We start from the raw sequence: 20,419 nt of genomic DNA on the forward strand, positions 1-20,419 counted from the left end.
GTATCGTCCCCTCCTTATCGCAATGGTGTAGCATCAACGCATGTACATCCCGCCATTGATTTCAATCGTTTCTCCGGTTATAAAAGAACCCAGCTCGGAACACAGGTACAGCGCCGCTCCTGCGACATCATCGGGAGTCCCTTCCCGCCCAAGCGGAATGCTGCTTACCGCAGAAGTTCGGCCTTCCGCCGAGGTGAACGTAGCGTGGAACGCCGTTTGTCCGATGAAGCCCGGTGAAAGGGCATTGACCGTAATCCCGCCAGGAGCCAGTTCTTTGGCAAGTCCTTTGGTTAACGCAATGACAGCCGCCTTGGATGCTGCGTAAATAGCTGCACCCGGCCCGCCACCATTATGAGCCGCTACGGAAGTCAGATTGATAATTCGGCCGCCTCCAACCGCCTTCATGCCAGGAATGACCGCTTTGGAGACAAAGACGGCGCTCTTCAGATTGACATCCATAATCCGGCTGTACAACTCCTCGCTCATTGTTTCAATGGGGCTTCGCTCCACCAGATGCCCCGCATTATTAATCAACAGATCAATCGGACCGCCGAAGCGGAGTGTGATATCCCCAACCATCGATTCTATGGCATTCGTATCAGTCACATCCGCCCGAAATGCCGCTGCTTCACCGCCAGCATCCCGGATGGCGGTCACTACCTCCTCCGCCCGATCCATATTATGCAGGCCATTCACAGCCACCTTTGCTCCGCAACGTGCCAATGCCCCAGCAATGGCAGCACCAATTCCTCCGCTGGAGCCGGTAACCAGCGCAATTTTGTTCTGCAAGTTGATATTCATGTTCTATCTTCCTCCCTGATATAGGTTCAATTAAATCCGTTTACTATGCTGATCTGCGGGAAGCGCCATCGTAATGGTCGTTCCCAAGCCTTGCTCACTCTCAATCATCAAGCCATATGATTCTCCAAATACCAGTTGAATCCGTCGATGGACATTCATAAGACCGATGCCTCCGCGATGGTAGACATCATCGGAATCTTCTCCTGCCAGACGATTCAATTCCAGACGGTCACGCAGCTTCTCCAGGCGTTCCTCGCTCATGCCCATGCCGTTATCCTGGACGATGACAAGAAAGCGATCTTCCAGGCGCCGAGCATCGATGCGGATAAAGTGACCGGGCTCCATGCCTCGTGGAAATGCGTGTTGTAGCACATTTTCGACCAGTGGCTGAAGAGTGAGTCGAACCATTTTTTCCAACAACAGATCCGGTGCAATGATGACCTCAACTTCAAGCTCCCGATCCATGCGATGTTTCATAATGGAAAGGTAGGCCAGCACATGCTTCAGCTCATTCGCAACCGTAATTTCCTCCAGATTGGTCTGAATGGAATACCGGAGCATATGAGCCATGGATTCCACCATCTGTGCAATTTCTTCGGAGTCCTGTACGACGGCATAACATTTGATCGTTTCCAGGGTGTTGTAGAGAAAATGCGGATTGATCTGCAATTGAAGCGCCTGAAATTCCGCACGGTGCCGTTCCAGCGCCTCCTGCTGAAGCTCGATTTCCGACTTCTGGCGGCGCAGCTCGGACTCGTATACACTCTCAATCATGTCCGACAGACGGCTGACCATCAGATTATAGCTGCGGATCAGCACACCAATTTCATCGCGCCTTTCCTTCATCTCCACCTTGTTCCAGATTCCCTTCTCCGTCTGTCTCATTCCGTTCATCAGCACACGAATAGGTTCCACCTGAGATGCTCCGATCCGGTAGGCCACAACAAGTGCAGCGAGCAAGGTTCCTGCACCAACCCATAAGGTGGCCGAACGGATCGTTGCAATCGGTCTTTGCAGCTCAGACAGCGGCACGGAAGCGACAAAGCGCCATCCCGAATATGCAGAAAGCTCCGATATGAGCAGCCGTTTGGTGCGATCCGTGTTCTGTTCCAGTGATCCTGCCTCCATGTGCATAAGCCTGTTCACCGTGCTGGACGGCATCGCTGTCTGCGCCTCTTCGTCCCCGGGTGTGTAGATTACCGTTCCGTTCTGATCCATCACATACTGATACCCACCTTGACCGAGGTCGAGTTCTCCCCATATTTTGTCAAGCTCCAGCACATTTACTTCCATCGCCAGTACTCCGTTGGGCGTATAGGAGGACACTCCTCTGATCCGGCGCGCGATCGTAATCACATTGGCACTCTGTCCACTGCGAATACTGCGGGTAAGCAGCGTCGATTCGCCATTTGCAGGGGTTGCAGCCAGCAACTCCTTATACTGCTGTGCCGCGTCGATATCCGGTATGCCGGCTGAATTCTGGTTGTCATCAATCACAACACGCCCGTTATCCCCGATAACATACAGAAACTTGATCTGTGGGTATAACATAAAAACAGGCGGGAACACGTTCGTCTTAATCTGACGGCTGTACTCGTAATAGGCATAACTGTCCTCCGAATTCATATCGAGGAAATGCTTCACACTTCCGTTCGAGAGAATGGAGTAGGTTGCACGATCATAATTTTGCAAATACAGATCAGTCTGGTACGCCGTATTGCGCATCGTTTGGGCGATGTTGTCCGCAAGCTGGTCGTTCATTTCAGTCGAGGCATAGGTATAGGTAAACAGGCCGATGGCGGACAGAGACAACGTAATCACGACGGCAAAATGAAAGAACAGGCGGATGGACAGGCTGCGCTTCATCATTCAATGCCCAACTTGCTGCGGTATTCGGACGGGGTCAGTCCGGTAATTTTCTTGAATGTTTTCGTAAAATGGGGATGGTCCGCATACCCCACTTCGTAGGAAATATCCGTAATCCGGTTGCCCGGCTGTTCCAGCATGCGTTTGGCCAGTTCCATTTTGCTGCGTATCCGGTATTGGATAAAGGTCTGGCCTGTCGTCTGCTTGAACAGCTGGCTAAAGTAGGACGGGTTAAGGCCCAGCTTGGCAGCAATCTCGTCCAGCGAGACTTCGCGGCGCAAGTGCTTCTCCAGATAGGCTTTTGCTTCTTCCACCGGATGTTTGCGCTTGCCGCTGCGCCGCTCCTTGATCGTCTTCATTAATATGTGGATCTCATTGCCCAGAGCCTCGAAGCACTCTTTTGAGGAAGCGCTTTCATTTATCTTGCAGGATGTACTCATTGTTCCGTTGCCACGTGCGTTCATGCGGGCCACAATCAATTCCAGCAATTCCTGAAAAAGCTCCGCTGTCTGCTCAGGCATCAAGGAATATGCCGGATAACGACCAGACCATGCTGCGAGCAGCTCCGTCACATCGGACTGCCGTAACTCCCATATAGCCTCTTCCAGACGCATCGCCCAATCATTCAGCTCTCTCACGGGTACAAGGGAAACCGCAGGTTTATCCTCTTCGGTGGCCAGCAATTTGAGCAGCAGTTCATGCAGCTCCTGTCGTGCCACAGGCTTCAGCAGATATCGCTTTACTCCATAATCCATACAGGCTCTTGCATATTCAAAGTCCGAATAACCGGAAACCACAATAATGCGCATCGTACTTCCTTGCTCGGATAAACGTCGGCACAGCTCAATACCATCCATCGTTGGCATGCGGATATCCGTAAACAGGATGTGCGGCCGAAAGGCCTCTACCACCTGGAGGGCCTCTTCCCCATGCGCAGCCTGCCGAATCTCACAGTCGAACAGTCCCGCTTGCTTGATCATCTTCGCCAGACCCATCCGAATCATCGGTTCATCGTCCGTAATCAAGATTCTGAACATCGTCATTCCCCCGTTTCCGTCAGATCTGTCTGCTTCTTGTACTTAAGATTTGACGGAGCCAACCATGATTCCTTTTACAAAATGTTTTTGCAGGAAAGGGTAAATGATAATGATCGGCAAGGTGGCGATAATGATGGTTGCCATTTTGATGCCTTCCGGTGATGTATGTGCAAGGGTGCTGTAAACGGCAGAACCCGCATCGACGGAAATATCGTCACTTTCAAACAGCTTCTTGAGTGTGACCTGAATCGGCCACCAGGCTGGATCATTCAGATAATACAGCGCAGTTGAATAGGCATTCCAGTGGCCTACCGCATAGAAAATACCGAGTGATGCCATGGCTGGTTTGGACAAGGGAATGACGATACGCCAGATGATGCCGAATTCCCCACAGCCATCGATGCGGGCAGCGTCGATCAGTTCACCCGGCAGCTGTGCGAAGAACGAGCGCATGACGAAAAAGTTAAAGGCATTGATCGCTCCTGGCACAATCAGTACCAGCGGATTGTTGACCAGATGCAGTTCTTTCATCAGGATAAAGTTCGGAATGAGCGGCGCCGAGAATACAACGGTTATTAGGACAAACATGACGACCACAGAGCGCCCCTTGTACTCTGGACGGGAAACGGGATACGCCAGCGATGCCGTTGCAGCGAGATTGACCAGCGTCCCGAACAGCGTCACCCCAACCGATACTGCAAATGCCCGCCAGAACGAAGCATCGCCGAATACATATTCATAATTGATCCAGGTAAAAGCCACAGGCCAGAAGCTGACCTTTCCGCCCATGATCGCTTCCGAGCTGCTAAGAGATTGAGCCAGCACATTAATGAAAGGCAGAATCATCGTCAACGAGAGCAGCGTAAGAAAAACGAGATTTCCAATGCGGAATATACGGTAACGGACACTGGGGGAACGCATCGATCTCGCCTCCTAATACAGGCTTTCGCCGGTTGTTTTTTTGCTGAAGAAATTACCGAGTAGAACAAGCATCAAACCCACAACTGACTTGAACAACCCAATGGCTGTTGTATAGCTGTATTGCTGTGAGAGCAGGCCGGCTTTGTAGATATACGTATCGAGAATTTCACCCGATTCCAGATTGAGCGGATTCAGGAATACGAACACACGCTCAAAGCCCAGATCGAGGAACTTCCCAATGTGCAGCAGCAGCAGAATCATAATCGTCGGCAGTAAGGATGGCAGGGTAATCGACCATATTTGCTTCAAACGTCCGGCTCCATCCACCTCTGCCGCCTCATACAGATCGGGATTAATGCCCGCAATGGCAGCCAGGAAAATAATTGTGCCGTACCCGGAATCCCGCCAAATCCCCGAACCGATCAGAATGGATCGAATGTACGAGTCTTCTCCAAGAAAGTAGATCGGCTGCATGCCCAGAAATCCAAGTGCCTTGTTCACCACCCCGGCATCCATCGAGAAAATACCCATGAAGATGCCGCTAATGACGACCCAGGACAGAAAGTGGGGCATGTATACAATCGTTTGCAGCAAACGCTTAAACACAATCATCCGCACTTCATTCAGCAGAATGGCCAGTAAGATCGGAACCGGGAATGCAATCACCAGATCATATAGTCCAAGCAGAAGTGTGTTATTGAGAATTCGCAAAAAGTCATAATGGCTGAACATCTTCTGGAAATGCTCCAGGCCTACCCAATCACTTCCGGTGATGCCTTTGAAAATGTTGTAGTTCTGAAAAGCAATGATCGAGCCGAACAGAGGCACATATTTGAAGAGGAAAAAATACAGGATGCCCGGTACAGAGAGCAGATATAGTATCCGGTATCGCCACAGATAACGTCCCGCATCTCCGAGCCGAGTGCCCAGACCAGACGAATTAAGTCTGGCTGTTCCTCGGCTTGGCGGCGCAATGTCCGCCGGCTTCACGTCTTCTCCCCTCCTTGCTTCTGTGATTGCATGGCTTTCAAATTATCAGGAACGTTCTCGTCCCATGGGATTTCATTGAATTCAACGGAAATGTACTCCGGCTCACGATCGATAATACGCGATAACTCGCGTGTGAACACCTCCACGATCTCCTGCTTTTGCTCATCCGTCCTGCCTTCATACAGCCTGATCGTAATTTCTGGCATCCGAGTTAAGCTCCCTTCACCATGTAATGTAAACGCTTCAACAACTTCATCTTAGCGTTCCTGTAAGAGAGCAACAATGGACTGTCTTTTCGTTCACTTGTGTTTTTTTTAGGTTGAAGCAGCCTTTGCGCCACCATTTCAGGCTTTAAAAACAACTGTTCTTCTATGTAAATAAGCCTATAGCGGTTTCGCACGCTATAGGCTGAAAATGCTTGATATTATGGTTTTTTCACCTCGTCAGAAAGCTCCTCTACTATTTCAGCTCTCTAAGACTACATTTATTTTCCTATATACTCATCCAAAAAATGATCTACTCTCTGGAAATATTCAGTGGGGTAGTGATTGATCGCATCGATGTGCTCGGTGTTTTTCGGATACCATACTTCTGCGCTTGGATTATCTTTTAAGGACTCGTATATCATTTCTGTATTTTTATAACTGATTTGCTGATCTCCAGTACCATGAATGAGCATAACGGGCTTGTCTTGCATTTTTTTCACCGCATCCATGGGAGATACGGAATCAAGATCCACATCAAAGACCCAATTGGCCATCCAGGTCGATGTATAACTGAATGGAAACGCAGGTAAACCTGAAAAGAAAGGCAGGCCCTCTCTCAGAAATAGCCCGGCATTGCGAAACGGACTATCCGCGATTACAGCTTGGATATCATCACTTTCACTTGTGGCTAGCAAAGAAGTAGCTGCACCCATTGAAAAGCCGATCACGCCAATGTTATCCCCCGCATGGTCTTTGGATTTTAAATAGTCTACGGCTCCCAGCAAATCATATTTTTCATTGAGACCAAGTGTAATCAGATCACCATCGGATTTACCTTGCGAGCTGAGATCAAATGCCAATACATTGTAACCTTTGGGAACGAGATGCTCTACTAACTTTGGGGTCCGCCCTTTGACTAAACGATTGCTTGTATATCCATGGACGATAATAATCGTCTTATCGCTTGATTTAACACCAGGATTTGCAGGAAAGAAGGTACCTCTAATCGCATTATCATTTTTCAAACTCTTGAACTCGACCTCTTCGTAGGGCGTTTTATTGATATTCAATTCGTAGCTGACATTCGTATCTCTAGGATGATGCAGCAAGGTGTCTACTACTTTATACGATATAAAAAACACAAGAGCCACCACAAGCAAAAGCACGATTCCCAGGCTCCATAAAATGTTGTTCCGTTTTTTCACACGAACGTTATGATTGGGTTCTAATGATGCTTGACTCATTCAGACTCCTCCAGTTTTTCTATAGGTGATATGGGTCCGAACAAATAAAAGGCATGCCCCTTCAGATTTTCCCACTCGGGATGATGAAGAATACTTTCTCCAAGAGTTAAAGCCACACCATTTAAGAAAGAGATATAAGCACGGGAGATCATTGCGGGAGAAAAGCTTTTGTTGAACTCTCCCATTAATTGTCCCTTGGCATAGACACTTTCGATCTCATCGGTCATTACCTTTATACTTTCAAGGACCTTCTGTGTAAGTTCAGGGAATCTTATTCGTTGTCCTAAGACCGATTGAGCAAGCCGTAATTCATTGGTATAGAAGTAGATATGGTTGAATTGTTCTGCCACCATGTTCTTAATCAATGCGCCCGGCGTTCCCTCTTGTTGTAGACAAGCAAGTGATCTCATCTGTATATCAGCAAGCGGCTCAAGAACAGCGGCATAGAATAAAGCTTCTTTGCTAGAGAAATATTGAAAAATGGTTCCAGGAGTCACTCCCACATTCTTCGCAATGATAGCCGTTGTAGTATTTGAATATCCGCTTTCTGCGAACAGAACAACTGCTTCTTTTAGGATCCGTTTACGACGCTCCAACCTTTTTTCTTCATTGATGGGTCTTGCCAAATGTATCCCCCTCTCTAATAAACTTTAATTAATTAAATGATCAGTTAATTAATTAATTAATAATATATCTTTAATTATGGATGATTGCAAGAGCTAATTTAGCTTGCTTACTTCCAAGCAGGATGAATCTCTACAAATACAAACAAGCCGGAGTGCGGCCCAACATGCGCCTCCGGCTTATTTGTATCAGGTTACTTTGAAAGAACACGTTTCGCTTTCCATATGTATTTTGCTGATCGGTTCATAAACGTAAACCAATTTCAATCCACGCACTCCATACAGAGTGCGACCTGGGAAACATCAGGTACATCCCCTGTTCTATTTGGTGTTTCAATCCACGCACTCCATACAGAATGCGACTAAACTCAGTGAAATATTCAATGACAATATTGATGTATTTCAATCCACGCACTCCATACAGAGTGCGACCTGGGAAACATCAGGTACATCCCCTGTTCTATTTGGTGTTTCAATCCACGCACTCCATACAGAATGCGACTAAACTCAGTGAAATATTCAATGACAATATTGATGTATTTCAATCCACGCACTCCATACAGAGTGCGACCCCTGGCCGGATTCACCTTTACACCAACAGCCCGATTTCAATCCACGCACTCCATACAGAGTGCGACTAGCGACCAAACAACTTAATGTATCAGCAAGAGGAATTTCAATCCACGCACTCCATACAGAGTGCGACGCGGGGCAGTCTGATCTCGAATCGTTTACGGAAATTTCAATCCACGCACTCCATACAGAGTGCGACCGCATCAATGGCTCCCGTTTCCGCATGGTCGATCGATTTCAATCCACGCACTCCATACAGAGTGCGACGCGAAGAAGTTATATACAGTGGTTATAACATCGAGATTTCAATCCACGCACTCCATACAGAGTGCGACCAGACACAATCATTAGAGCGTCGGTGTGGCGTATTTCAATCCACGCACTCCATACAGAGTGCGACTCAGGAGTCCAGCAATTTCGGACATATCCTTGAGGATTTCAATCCACGCACTCCATACAGAGTGCGACTCGACCAACATACCGTTGTCATCGATCTTCCAACCATTTCAATCCACGCACTCCATACAGAGTGCGACATGCGGCCCGGGCAATAGACTTTAAGGCTATGAATATTTCAATCCACGCACTCCATACAGAGTGCGACCACCGACCGCTGCGACCTTGTTGAACACCCACCAATTTCAATCCACGCACTCCATACAGAGTGCGACCCTGTTGAACCTGGCGCCATGGATGGACTCCCCAATTTCAATCCACGCACTCCATACAGAGTGCGACCCCATGACTCTGCCGACTGTCTCGCACCGGAGATAATTTCAATCCACGCACTCCATACAGAGTGCGACCACGATCACCAAATGTTGATGTAGCTGCATTAGCCGATTTCAATCCACGCACTCCATACAGAGTGCGACGTGATTGCAAAGGCTGGGTTAAGTTTGTTCTTAAGGATTTCAATCCACGCACTCCATACAGAGTGCGACATGAAACCTACACCCGGGCAGACGGTAAGCCTATATTTCAATCCACGCACTCCATACAGAGTGCGACATATGACTTTATAATACCATACGTTCACAGTATTAATTTCAATCCACGCACTCCATACAGAGTGCGACGAACAGTATCTATAAGATGGCTCGGATGTTTAAAGATTTCAATCCACGCACTCCATACAGAGTGCGACCTGTAGTGTCTGTAATGGCACGCAGTATATTGATATTTCAATCCACGCACTCCATACAGAGTGCGACTTGCTACTCCGTTGTTCAATCTGTTGTTCGGTTTCATTTCAATCCACGCACTCCATACAGAGTGCGACCGCCGCAATTTTTTGTGTAATTTTCTTCGCATATTATTTCAATCCACGCACTCCATACAGAGTGCGACATCCGCGTACTGTTGAACAGATTGCGGCCGACAACATTTCAATCCACGCACTCCATACAGAGTGCGACTGAGGATCGGTTGATGGAGCACCTTACGAAAACGATTTCAATCCACGCACTCCATACAGAGTGCGACGAGTTTCTTCAGTTCCTCGCAATATTTTACATAGATTTCAATCCACGCACTCCATACAGAGTGCGACTTGTGCCGATTTCAAGGCTGCTTTATGTTCCCTAGATTTCAATCCACGCACTCCATACAGAGTGCGACTTTTCTCAGCAATTTCACATCCAAGCCAGCTGCCGATTTCAATCCACGCACTCCATACAGAGTGCGACGCTGTATATTCCGGAAAATGACGACTACATTTATCATATTTCAATCCACGCACTCCATACAGAGTGCGACGGAAGCGAGTTAGCTTATGTAGGTATTGCGTGTATTTCAATCCACGCACTCCATACAGAGTGCGACTCAGTACATTTTCAGTACTGGCTATTTGCTGGTTACATTTCAATCCACGCACTCCATACAGAGTGCGACCTGGACATCCGCTCTTATTTGCAATCACCAAAAGGTATTTCAATCCACGCACTCCATACAGAGTGCGACGTAGCCGGGACGCCTGTTATACGCGGTACCTTTCGATTTCAATCCACGCACTCCATACAGAGTGCGACGACGGCCGTCCTGACGGGCATTGACGAGGAGTACATCATTTCAATCCACGCACTCCATACAGAGTGCGACTCCCGCCGCCTGAAACGGGCTTAAATGCCTCGCCTATTTCAATCCACGCACTCCATACAGAGTGCGACTTGGTCGGGTCGTTAAGGCAACCTAAATCAAAGGGATTTCAATCCACGCACTCCATACAGAGTGCGACGGTTCATTGGCAGTACTGGCGATTAACACAAATAAATTTCAATCCACGCACTCCATACAGAGTGCGACGGTAATGACCCTACACGTATCACCGAGTTCCTTATATTTCAATCCACGCACTCCATACAGAGTGCGACTCGCCAAGGGATCACATCCAACCAAGCGAGCATTAAATTTCAATCCACGCACTCCATACAGAGTGCGACTCATACAGTTCATCAGCGATCTGTTTAAACTCAGGATTTCAATCCACGCACTCCATACAGAGTGCGACCTGCCACCTTATTAAATTTTTTTACCCAGAAATACATTTCAATCCACGCACTCCATACAGAGTGCGACGCCATGAATGCTTCAAATTCGCTGTATTCTTCATCATTTCAATCCACGCACTCCATACAGAGTGCGACAAAATGTTCGAACCTAGCTCATGAGCAGTATGGATATTTCAATCCACGCACTCCATACAGAGTGCGACACCGTCAGGAACAATAGACTTCCGACCCACATCTGGATTTCAATCCACGCACTCCATACAGAGTGCGACCGAATCTTTTCTTGAGTCAGCTTCTTCAGCTCAATTTCAATCCACGCACTCCATACAGAGTGCGACGTTGGTAGCACGATTAACTCAATGGACTTTTCTATTTCAATCCACGCACTCCATACAGAGTGCGACACGTCTGCCAGATCGTAGTTCAAGTTAACTACTGATTTCAATCCACGCACTCCATACAGAGTGCGACATGTTTTTCTATAGATTCTGCTATAATGCAGGGAATTTCAATCCACGCACTCCATACAGAGTGCGACTTAATTTGTGGTACTAGACTCTTAGCAAATTGAAAATTTCAATCCACGCACTCCATACAGAGTGCGACTCAAGATCAAGCCAGGGCTTCCTTCTTGCTGGATGATTTCAATCCACGCACTCCATACAGAGTGCGACTTGGCTGCACCCTAATCGGTGGAATCATTGTAGGGTATTTCAATCCACGCACTCCATACAGAGTGCGACCAAGCGCGCGCGGATGCCATCACATCATACAAGGGATTTCAATCCACGCACTCCATACAGAGTGCGACAGCGAAAAAGTACGTAATAGCAATATTTCTCGAATAGATATTAACGTCTTTTCGTTATTTCAACTTAGTTAGAACCTTTACTCAATCGAATTTGCTTAAAATTCATTGCCAAAAGGTCACAAAAAGGACATTTTCGACAAATTCCGAGGTGCGAATCCCCCAGGAAAATCATGTGAGCTTGGCATTCGCACCTGCTAAAGTATTAACGGATCACCCATATCATAGGAATCTTTGGCTCCCACATGTTGGACTTTACTTTTGTAATTATCGCCTAAGTTGTAGAATCGAAGACTATCTGTATCCTTATCAATCAATTCTTCCAGTTCGAATCTTAATCGTCTAAACTGGGCAGCGTCCAGTATACATTCAAATACTGAGTTCTGCACTCGCTGACCGTGATCCACACACTTTTTAGCCACTTTAGATAGCCTTCTTCGACCTTCACTATCTATTGTGCTCACATCATACGTAATTAAAATAAGCAATCATCACACCTACTTCCACAGAAACGGAGGATATTCATCCAGATCCCCACGTATATATCTTGCCAGTAGTAACGCTTGAGTGTATGGTACAAGACCCCAAGGTATTTTTTCATTCAAATACGGATGCATAATCTTGTCCTGTTTACGATCTTGCCACGCTTTTAACACTTTCTTTCGTGTTTCATCATCCATAATGACTGCAAGATTTTCTTTTACATAAAAGCCTTTATCGTTAATCACTTTTTTATTAATAAGAGAGAGCACAAAACGGTCTGCGTACACTCCCCGAAGTTCCTCCATCATATCCAGTGCAAGAGAAGCTCTGCCAGGACGATCCCGGTGCAAAAAACCAACATATGCATCAAGTCCGACAGATTCAAGTGCAGACTTCATATCATTAGCGAGCAAGGTATAGGCAAAGGATAATAATGCATTCACTTTATCTAAGGGAGGACGGCGACTGCGTCCGTAAAAGTAAAATGACTCCTTTTGCTGTAGGATCAGATCATCGAAAACGGAGTTATATTGAACAGCGGCAGAGCCTTCCAAACCACGCAATATGTCCAATTGTTCTACATCGCGTAACAGCTTCATCGTTTCTCCTAGCGACTCCGTGACCTTCTTGATTCGTTCTGTGTCGATACGTAGTGCATAATCTCGTGTGGCACGTTCCAGAATCCACTTGTTGTTGTATAACTTCCCTGTAATCATATTACGAGCAACCCGCGCACTGCGCACCTCATCGTCCGAGATACGGTACTGCTCCTTCCGCAATACAACATTTCCTCGATCCTCACCAATGACCCGTGCGAGGAATCGCCCTGTTCGTGTCATAAACGTCAAACTAACATTCCGAGACGCACAAGCCCCCATCAGTGCTGGACTTACTCCAGCATAGCCAAAGGTGCATACGGCCTCCAGATTATGTAGGGGATAGCGAGCAAGAATTTCCTCCTCCTGCTTCACCACAATGTTTTCTCCATCCAGTGCCAGGTATGTATCAGGCAATGTTACAAATAAGGTGTTCAGCAGCTTTTTCATTCATTCAACCTGCTTTCGATGTAACTTGAAACAGAGCGTTTGTTCAAGATATCAGGCACACATATGTTGTTCAAAGAACAACTTAGGCAGTGTGGTCCTGCTTTGGCTTTGGGGGTGTGGTTCCGTTCAAAGTAATGTCTCATCTCTTCAATACTTGCCCTCACACGTTCCCGGTCTGCCGTAGTAATAACTACTTCTACCCGATGCTTAATCTCGTCATAATAAAAATAGGCCTTGTTAATATCACATACGAGCATCTCTTCCAGACACATGACTTGTGCTACCAATTGGGCGTGATCGGAATCATTTCGTTTGGGTTTGCCACGTTTATATTCAACAGGAAAAGGAAGGTATAACCCTTCCTCCCCTGCAAGCGGAACTCCAGCCGGATCACGAATGAATTCAACTACGTCACAGATACCTGTGATGCCAAGTTCTCTCGATTGTACCGGAAGTGCACGAACCACCAATTTATCTCCTCGTTTTTCACGAAGCGCTGGTTGATCTGCCTTTCGATGCAAATGATCTCCCTCAATGGTACGCACATTATCTTCCCACTGTTGTTCAATATGAATTAATGCCCACTGCCTTCTACAAAAGTTAAAATGCTGAATACCCGAAAGCAGCAGATAATCCTCTTCGTTATAGTCCTTCATATTCTTGGACTTCTAATCCATCGAGCTGCTGAATATCATAGGTATAACGTGCATAAGTGTTTTTCTCAGCCTCGGTGACTTCCAGATTCTCTTCTATGACCAATGAACGATGTACCTTTGCAGAAGAGTATTGTCCCAGCTTAGATTTGTGCTCCCACCAGTACAGCTTGTGTACCTCCATGCTTCCGTCAGGACGAGCAGAGGATGTATCGTTGGCGAACAATGTGCGAAGCGCCTCCCTCAACTTTTCCGCATCCTCATATGTAAATCCAGTCTTCTCTGCAAGTTGTGTGTTGATGCTGCCATAGATCACGTATACGCCAAATTCGACACGGTGTTTCATACCCATGGTGTCCGAGCCACGTTTGTCTGGATCTTTGGGAGAGGTAACAGAGTTGACGCTTTTCGTAATTTGCATGCTGCTAATATCGATCCGATCCTGACTTACCGCAGTATGAATAGATACCGGACCACGAATACCTACCGACACATCTGTTCCGCTAAAAGCAAAAACCTGCCCGAAGCTGCGTACATCTATCCAAGACTGGCATGCCGCATCTGCATATAATTCCTTATTGGCTTTTTTACCCTTAGCGTGTTCCTGTACGGCTTCATTAGCATCGACTCGATCCTTGATCGAACGGTGCCCATCATCCCGACGATCATCGGATTGCACCAGTATTGACTCGCCCATATCTTGTAGACGGTTGCGCAGCTTGCGCTTGATGCAAACGTCGGAAATCTCTCCGTAACCATCATAATTCTGACGTGGACGGTTCCCGTTCAGCGGGTCACCATTCGGATTGGCATTGCGGACAGAGACTACGACAGCAAAATCAATTTTACGATCCAATACGCTCATTCAATTTTCCTCCTGTGTATCGTTATCTTCACCTTGTTGTGTGTCTGATGTACCCGTCGCTTCCTTGGCTTTTTTACTGGTGTACAGATCGTTACGCTGGCTGTAAAAGCCAAGCAAATACAACCCAGTTAGCGGTTTGTCTGTGTAATCTTCCAGGTTGAGCATCGCACCTACCTCATCTAGCAAACTGTTGTAGTATCTTGCATCCGTACCCATTTTAGCTTGATAAGGTTGTAAGTTCGACTGAATAATACTCCAGGTACGTCCTGGACGTTGGGCAAAAGCATTCATGTAACGAATCGCATTGCTGGCCCGTTTCTCTTCTCGTCCCAGCGCTCTTCGTTCCAGCACATCGGCAATCGCCAGCATCCGTCCAAACAAATAACTGCGATCCGTCGTTTCCGTGTTCAAACCCACATCGAAGCCCTCCTTCTCATTCTCCTTATTCACCAAGGCACAAGCGATGCTCAGCGTCTTCTCCCATTCCCATGTTTCCATCCCAACCGGGTTTGATGCACGCTGTACAGCACTTCGCACGATATCACGAGGCAACTCACGTCCTACTTCTATAATACATGGCAGGATTCGCTCCATCAGACCTTTGACCAGTTTGTCGCTCGCTCTAGGTCCGTATGCCGCAAACGCAATATCTCTTGTCGCAGGTGCCCCGGTAAAGGTCGTCCAGTGGTTGTCCTTGTCCTTCCGGTACCGATGTTGCCAGTAACAACTCGTATGCCACTTTTCCAATCGATCGAGGTAATCCTCATGATTCAAATCCTGATAGTACGTGATCGACATTCGACCTGGCGTCGCCGCGTCCAGCACCATAATCGTGATATGGGCGTAATGCTCACCATCATAACGGTATCCGTCAATGGCTTTCTTAATCTCTCGCGCAAAAGCTTTGGACGTTGTATCGCCTGCCGGTGCAGGATTTCCAGAGTTGGACGAATTATCTCCGTAGGCATCCACATCGAAATCCTCTTCAAACTCGCGATCTTCGTCATAATCCTCCAACTCTTGGGCAGCTTCCCTCAATTCCAATGCATCCTGATGAGGTTCCGGCAAGTCCAGCCGCTGGTTTCCCCATACGACAAACACTTTACCGTCAATCGTAATGCCTTGCCTGTCAATCAGCCATTTAAGCGCATTATGTCCCTTTTGTGATGCCATGTAACTGACGGATGCAGCCTCACGACTGGTTCGAAACCTTCCACGATACGTAAATCCTACCGAGTCATTCGCCGAAATCAGCTTAGATTTGTCGCCAGAATGCCGAATTCGGGAGGTATGTTTATCGGCAACAGGCAATATTTCTCCCGTCACATAACAGATATCCATGTCCACAAGACTACTCTCATAAAACTGAACAAATAACTGTTGTACCTCTATATCTCGCCACAGTCTCGCCTCTGGGTCACCCGGAATGTTGACAGCGAACCGCACAAACGCGCTGCTCTGATCAGATGCCAGCACATTGAAGATCGGCGGTTTTTCACTCGCTTCCTGACTTGGGGCCGGAGCCCACTTATCCCGCAGCTTCCCCTGTTCATCAACATGCAGGATACCTTCGGCAACGAGATCAGCAATCAAAGTTCCTTTGCGGACATATTCATACACGCTCTGCACTTTTTCATGGGAGTAGGACGAATCGCACCAAGCCTTCAATTGAGCCAGATAATCCTCGTAAGGCGTGCCTTTCACATCACCGCAGAACTGAACAAAATCCCCAGCCACATACAACAACTTGTCAAAAAGCGGATATGGCACCGGAGCGCTTGTCCTGCTGGCCGCAGCTTCGGTACACGGAATGATCGTGCTGCCCTCTACCTTGTCTCGAACGTAGGCGGTGGAGAAGTTTCCTTTCCCATCCAAATGCACTTCGATATGTGCAGTCTGCGTTGTATGAGAGACTGGGATCAGGGCGTATTCGCGCCCATTCTTTTTTGTTTCGAATCGTCCTACTGACAATATGTTGTTATTGTAGGTTTGCGTCAGATTCGCCAGCCAGCTCATACCGTATCACGCCCCTCAAACCATTCGTCATGCAACTCATCCACAGATTTCATGTTATCTGTGTGGAATGCTTTGGATGTGCCTTCCCCTATACTACGCACCAACGTGCACTCCTCGGGACGATCGAAACGAATAATGCCGTTATACATCTTGGCCCGCCACAATCGCACTTCCCGCTCATTGCGCCCTGTCTCATCCGGGTAGTTCATACCATGCACCATCGTTCCAAAATCAATCTCTGGCACCTTGTCGTACGCGCCTTCTCCTTCGCCGAATAGACAAGGCTCCACATATGCCTGACATTCGCGAGTTCCGAGAAAAATATCTCTGCGTCCACCGACGTTCACCGCTCGCTTGGCGATATTATGGTGTTTGTGCTCATTTCGGTCGTAGGCCAAGTCTTCCCGATGGGGATTGAACCTGAAATGAGCTTTGACCTGATAACATACGTCTTTCAAATATGTATAATAGGCCAGCGTATTTCCACCATTGTATTCGATAGGGCGCATCCCTTTGGACTCGGTCTGGATTGGCTTCACGATTCGAACCTCATCCACGAACCAGATAATGGTTGGTTTCCAGTAGATGGATTCTACGATCCCTTTCAGCGCTTGATATGTCGGTACCTGATAGCTAAATTTCTCGCCTCCCAGCTTCGTCATCGGATCGGTAAACAACGCATAGTTGCCATATACTTTGAATTCAATCTGGTTCCGCATTGCATAATCCTCCTTTCTGGATAAACGTTGGTGAAGCTTCGGGGAGAAACAAATTATGCTGCTCCCCGTTGCCCAAAGCAGTGTATCAATCTTTTTTAATGTTTAAAACACCAGTTGATTTTAACCTCAATTTTTGTGTTACCAGACACCGCACATATAGCCTTGAATAGTTCAGGAATCATCATTTCGCTTGTTACATGGCTGTTAAAAATTTTTGATGATTCAAGAATCTCGTTTCCTGTGTTACATTCCGTTCTGAAGAAAAGTTTCCCACGACTGGTGCTTTTGGTAAATATCATCTTACTCACCTCCCATCGTATATAACCCATCCTATGTTCAAACACATAGTTTAATTACTTCGTGTGTTTTAAAAGATTGAATGTAAAATTTATCTGTCCATATATTTATGTTACACTCTAAGCGGTTACTACTAATTCAGACTCTAATTGTCGCTACTAAGCGCGGATTGAAAAGTGTGGTTTAATGATTGGAGACTCGCCTTTGGCGAGTTTTCTCTCTTTAACGAGTCATACGTTCTATAAAACCAGGCTCTCCCACTCTCCATTGCCCTCCAGATGCATACCGAACTTTTTCGAGTATGCCGTATCCCTTAATGCAAAGGCTTGTCCGTTTAGCAATGAAATAATCTCATCATTTTGGCTAAGTATCTTCATTTCATGCTCGTACACATTCACGGTATATTGCTGTGCTTGGCGCAATAGATCGCTAAGCTCACCCGGGCCTAATTGACCGTTCAGGTCTGTAATTAGTTCGCGGCCTATCTCATCATAAGGAACGATAACTGGTGTTGCTTTCAACGTGATGACTTCAAAATACTTCTCAACTGTTGCAATAGCAGACTTGTTAACTAGTTCAGGTAAATGACCATGTTTCTGTTTATATCCGTCGATGTTGTATGAATTACGGTTCATCAGATCGAACAGATTTTGCTCCAATTTCGGCACTGGATAATGCACTTTCTCCCCAATGCCATGATAGTAATACTTGAAGTAACAAGTCATCGCCTCTGCCGATAACAAACTACCGCCCAACGCTTCTGGGTCATCTGCGAATTCTCTCAATACCCGTTCCGTCATCTCTGCACCAAGCTTAATTTCTCGCAAATGCTTCAAATTTTCATCAGCCGACCGAATAATATATACATCCCGCAGTGGCACTTCCCGGTGGCGGTTGCACCTCCCCGCTGCCTGCGCTATGGAGTCCAGTCCGGCGAGCGAGCGTATCACACACTGAAAGCTGATATCCACCCCCGCCTCAATGAGTTGTGTACTGACGCAAATAACGCGATCTCCATCTTCCAGTCCGGTAATAAGCCCAGCGAGCATTTCTTTCCGATGAGCCGCACACATGTTGGTACTCAGATGCACAAGTCGAATGTTCTCCGTCTCCACCCATTCGGATTCATTCAACTCGCGATACAATTTACGCACAGCCGACTTTGTGTTCAATATGACCAGCACGCTGTCCACTTTGTTCATCTGTTCTTGTACAAAAGCAGCCAGCTCCTCTGCCACCCACCCCGCAGGGGCTTGAGAAGTCAAATCATGAATGTCCACCCGCCTGAAGGCATCGCCCACATGGCGTAGATCACTTACGATCTCCGCATCATTTGACAGTCGTAGCTTCTGTGGCACCTCATGTAACGCAGGCTGGGTAGCCGTGCATAGCAGCAGACTGGACTTACCGAAAATACGCAGAAAATTGAGTGCTTCGTTAAAGAGGGAAATACAATACACAGGCACTGACTGTACTTCGTCAAAGACTATGACTGCGTTGGATAGCTGATGTAATCTGCGCACATTGCGAGTTCCCTTGGCATAAAACGTATTCAAAAACTGTACCATCGTTGTGAAAATAATCGGGCGATCCCAATGATCCCGCGCCAGCTTCAATTGTTTGCGTTTCATATCATAACGTTCGCCATCTTCATCGTCTTGTCGTTCATCATCCTGGTTATCTACCACATTGGAATGGTGTTCCAGAATCATACCTTCCTCATCATCTTCCCCCAGCAAAATACGGCGGATCTCCGCAGCATTTTGTTCGATTATGGTGGTATACGGTACAACGTAAATAATGCGTTGCTTGCCGTGTTCCAGCGCGTGTCTTAGCGCATAACGCATACTCGCAAGCGTCTTGCCTCCACCTGTGGGAATAGACAAGGAGTAAATGCCCGACTCACGAAATGCAAACTGTTCGCATTGATTGGACATCTCCTGACGCAACGCCTGAATCGGATTAGTTGAGTCTGCATTCAAGCTTATCTTATGAAGATGGTTCATAAGTGCATCGTAACTCTTTTGAAAAAAAGGCTTGTAATCTGGCACCTCAGCCGGAGGCTCGTCCTCTTCAAACTCACGGGTGTTACTTCGGTCAGCATCGATCAGACAACTAAATATGTATTTCGTCATGAGTGACGCCGTAATCAGCGGCAATCCATGATGTTTAGCTTTACGATAAAAATTCTTCCATTCTTCGACGGCTTGAGCAAATAAATGGTCAAGCTCTTCCGTTGTTACATGCTGATGAAATTGTTGCTTAGCTTGCTCATAATGAGGCAGAGCATTATCCTGGACACGTTTCAGATAAGGAGATTCCCGATCCGGTGATACATAATCCCGCAATCCCTGATGGTGTGAGATGATGCAATTCGCCAGCCATTCTGCTGTCATCCGGCTTGGTACCTTCTGGTCAGGTCCACCATACCGTTGATGCAACAGCCTTCCCCCTGCTGTAGAATGATCCACCGATCCCCTACGAGGGGCCTGATCCGATTGGGCAACGGCAAGCTGGATATAGTTTTTGAATTCATCGGTGAACTTGCCCATATCATGTAGTAATCCTGCCAACGCTGCCAGATGTTCCACGTCCATTTTGGCCCCCGCTCGTCCACTGCCTCTGCTTACCTCCAGCAAATGCTCGATCACCGTCTGAATTGCCCAGTCCTTGACTCGTATATGCGCAATGTAGGTCACAAGTGTCCCCCTCATTTGATTTGAAACAACACAATCTTACTTCGGTATTCAGGAGATTCGAC

Annotated in this window: 16 protein-coding genes and 1 CRISPR repeat array; all 16 genes read right to left on the reverse strand. The window is 47.1% G+C overall.

What is annotated here, in order from left to right; genetic code table 11:
* Window positions 1-33: 33 nt before the first annotated feature.
* Window positions 34-801 carry an SDR family NAD(P)-dependent oxidoreductase gene (locus HW560_RS33050; protein WP_179265668.1) on the reverse strand — a complete coding sequence of 256 codons (768 nt, stop codon included), beginning with the start codon at window positions 799-801 and terminating at the stop codon, window positions 34-36.
* Between the two features lie 30 nt (window positions 802-831).
* A complete protein-coding gene (locus HW560_RS33055; protein WP_179265669.1) occupies window positions 832-2,670 on the reverse strand; it encodes a cache domain-containing sensor histidine kinase in 1,839 nt (612 codons plus the stop codon).
* Complete coding sequence (locus HW560_RS33060; RefSeq protein ID WP_179265670.1) at window positions 2,667-3,704, reverse strand: response regulator transcription factor; 1,038 nt, start codon at window positions 3,702-3,704, stop codon at window positions 2,667-2,669. Before HW560_RS33060 ends, HW560_RS33055 begins: the two co-directional genes overlap by 4 nt.
* A gap of 42 nt (window positions 3,705-3,746) precedes the next feature.
* Window positions 3,747-4,625, reverse strand: a complete 879-nt coding sequence (locus tag HW560_RS33065; RefSeq protein WP_179265671.1) for a carbohydrate ABC transporter permease — start codon at window positions 4,623-4,625, stop codon at window positions 3,747-3,749.
* Window positions 4,626-4,637: 12 nt separating this feature from the next.
* Complete coding sequence (locus tag HW560_RS33070) at window positions 4,638-5,555, reverse strand: ABC transporter permease (RefSeq protein WP_063567852.1); 918 nt, start codon at window positions 5,553-5,555, stop codon at window positions 4,638-4,640.
* A gap of 56 nt (window positions 5,556-5,611) precedes the next feature.
* Window positions 5,612-5,821, reverse strand: coding sequence for a tautomerase family protein (locus tag HW560_RS33075; protein WP_179265672.1), 210 nt, complete (start codon window positions 5,819-5,821; stop codon window positions 5,612-5,614).
* A gap of 278 nt (window positions 5,822-6,099) precedes the next feature.
* Entirely contained in the window at window positions 6,100-7,065 is a 966-nt protein-coding gene (locus HW560_RS33080; protein ID WP_179265673.1) for an alpha/beta hydrolase, read from the reverse strand.
* Window positions 7,062-7,691 carry a TetR/AcrR family transcriptional regulator gene (locus tag HW560_RS33085; protein WP_179265674.1) on the reverse strand — a complete coding sequence of 210 codons (630 nt, stop codon included), beginning with the start codon at window positions 7,689-7,691 and terminating at the stop codon, window positions 7,062-7,064. The genes HW560_RS33080 and HW560_RS33085 overlap by 4 nt, the downstream gene beginning before the upstream one ends.
* Window positions 7,692-7,948: 257 nt before the next feature.
* Window positions 7,949-11,582: direct repeats of the CRISPR family, unit length 33 nt; unit sequence ATTTCAATCCACGCACTCCATACAGAGTGCGAC.
* A gap of 194 nt (window positions 11,583-11,776) precedes the next feature.
* Window positions 11,777-12,067: a CRISPR-associated endonuclease Cas2 gene (gene cas2 / locus HW560_RS33090; protein ID WP_026081267.1), complete on the reverse strand. Its 291-nt coding sequence runs from the start codon at window positions 12,065-12,067 to the stop codon at window positions 11,777-11,779.
* Between the two features lie 9 nt (window positions 12,068-12,076).
* Window positions 12,077-13,108, reverse strand: a complete 1,032-nt coding sequence (gene cas1c, locus HW560_RS33095) for a type I-C CRISPR-associated endonuclease Cas1c (RefSeq protein WP_179265675.1) — start codon at window positions 13,106-13,108, stop codon at window positions 12,077-12,079.
* A complete protein-coding gene (cas4, locus tag HW560_RS33100) occupies window positions 13,105-13,764 on the reverse strand; it encodes a CRISPR-associated protein Cas4 (RefSeq protein WP_179265676.1) in 660 nt (219 codons plus the stop codon). The genes cas1c and cas4 overlap by 4 nt, the downstream gene beginning before the upstream one ends.
* Complete coding sequence (cas7c, locus tag HW560_RS33105; protein WP_179265677.1) at window positions 13,751-14,626, reverse strand: type I-C CRISPR-associated protein Cas7/Csd2; 876 nt, start codon at window positions 14,624-14,626, stop codon at window positions 13,751-13,753. The genes cas4 and cas7c overlap by 14 nt, the downstream gene beginning before the upstream one ends.
* On the reverse strand, window positions 14,627-16,642 hold the full coding sequence (cas8c, locus tag HW560_RS33110; protein WP_179265678.1) for a type I-C CRISPR-associated protein Cas8c/Csd1: 2,016 nt from the start codon (window positions 16,640-16,642) through the stop codon (window positions 14,627-14,629).
* Window positions 16,639-17,361: a type I-C CRISPR-associated protein Cas5c gene (gene cas5c / locus HW560_RS33115; RefSeq protein WP_179265679.1), complete on the reverse strand. Its 723-nt coding sequence runs from the start codon at window positions 17,359-17,361 to the stop codon at window positions 16,639-16,641. The genes cas8c and cas5c overlap by 4 nt, the downstream gene beginning before the upstream one ends.
* A 95-nt stretch (window positions 17,362-17,456) precedes the next feature.
* The gene (locus tag HW560_RS33120) at window positions 17,457-17,660 is read right to left on the reverse strand and encodes a hypothetical protein (protein ID WP_179265680.1); all 204 of its coding nucleotides are present in this window, start codon (window positions 17,658-17,660) and stop codon (window positions 17,457-17,459) included.
* A 237-nt stretch (window positions 17,661-17,897) separates the two neighbouring features.
* Entirely contained in the window at window positions 17,898-20,357 is a 2,460-nt protein-coding gene (gene cas3, locus HW560_RS33125) for a CRISPR-associated helicase Cas3' (RefSeq protein WP_179265681.1), read from the reverse strand.
* Window positions 20,358-20,419: the final 62 nt, after the last annotated feature.

It is taken from the genome of Paenibacillus sp. E222 (genome assembly GCF_013401555.1).
GTDB lineage: Bacteria > Bacillota > Bacilli > Paenibacillales > Paenibacillaceae > Paenibacillus.